Genomic DNA, 1,284 nt, shown 5'->3' on the forward strand with positions numbered 1-1,284 from the left:
AGACACGTCGGGGGTTAGCTATGCTGCTTGAGTCAGTGTAGCTGATGTGAGTGCTTCGAAGGCATCGGGGGCTAGAAGGTTGCACCAGGAATGCCGTCTGCGCGTGTTGTAGCGCATGCACCATCGGAAGACTTCTTGGCGGCAGATGATGGGATTGTCAAACACTTTCCGATCACGCAGAACTTCACGCTTGAGACTGGCGTTAAACGATTCTGCCAGGGCATTATCGGCACTTGTACCCACTGCTCCCATGGATTGGCGAACACCAAGTACAGCGCAGTGCTCTCTAAATGCTTGTGAGGTGTACACACTGCCATGATCGGAATGGAAAATTGCCCCTTTAAGGCTTCCGCGGACTTTTCTGGCATGAGATAAAGCTTCGATAACCAGCGATACCCGCATGTGATCGGCTAGTGCATGGCCGACGAGTTTGCGCGAGTAGACGTCGATGACCGTGGCCAGGTACATGTTCTTGCCGCCCTTACACGGCAGGTACGTAATGTCGCCTACATAGACGTGGTTCGGCCTGTCAGCTGTGAATTTGCGGCCTACTAAATCTGGCATGACTCGATGGCCAGGCGTGCGCCTGGTGGTGATGCACCGACGCCGTTTACTAAAGCCTTTCAGCCCCATGGATTTCATGATGCGTGCGACCTTCTTGTGATTGATCGGAGGAAAGTCCGTATCGTCGTTGAGGCTTGCAGCGATGCGTTTAGCACCATAAAGCCCGTGCTCATCATCGAAGATAGTCTTGATTCTCGCACCAAGAAGGGCATCGGAACACGTCTTTAACCTGCGTTTTTCGCGGGTGTTGACCCATTTGTAGAACGAGGAGCGATTGAGCTTTAACACGTGGCACATCCGCTTGACCGAGTACTCGGTTCGGTAGTCATAGACAAACTGGAAGCGGATTACCAGCGTGTCTCTTCGGCAAAATACTTCGCGGCCTTACGCAGGATGTCGCGTTCTTCGCGCAGCTTTGCGTTTTCTTTTTCTAGCTGGCGGATTCGCTCAGAATCGGTTGTCGCCTGGGCGTTGTCACGCAGGGTCTTCGTGCGGGCGCGTTTGCCGGTGCCGTACTGCTTAAGCCAGGAATAAAGTGAGGATCGATTGACTCCAAGCTCTGCTGAAGCCGCGTGAAGTGAGAGGTCCTCATTGTTTTCGTAGAGGGCCACAGCATCACGTTTGAACTGTTCGGAGTACCTAGGCATGGTGGTAGATTACCTTTCTTCCCAACCCAACCGGGCTGGATATCAGGTGTCTACCAAACAGGGGTCAGGTCCG

General features: G+C 53.3%; 1 protein-coding gene. It reads right to left on the reverse strand.

Translation table 11 applies throughout. The features are described from left to right. Positions 1–18 precede the first annotated feature (18 nt). Positions 19–1,211, reverse strand: a protein-coding gene (locus HMPREF2785_RS11690) for an IS3 family transposase (RefSeq protein ID WP_141750705.1) whose coding sequence is annotated in 2 segments (ribosomal slippage) — positions 19–929 and positions 929–1,211 — 1,194 coding nt in all. Because the reading frame shifts where the segments join, the coding sequence is not laid out codon by codon here. Positions 1,212–1,284: the final 73 nt, after the last annotated feature.

This window comes from Corynebacterium sp. HMSC067D03, from assembly GCF_001811185.1.
In the GTDB taxonomy this organism is placed as follows: domain Bacteria; phylum Actinomycetota; class Actinomycetes; order Mycobacteriales; family Mycobacteriaceae; genus Corynebacterium; species Corynebacterium coyleae.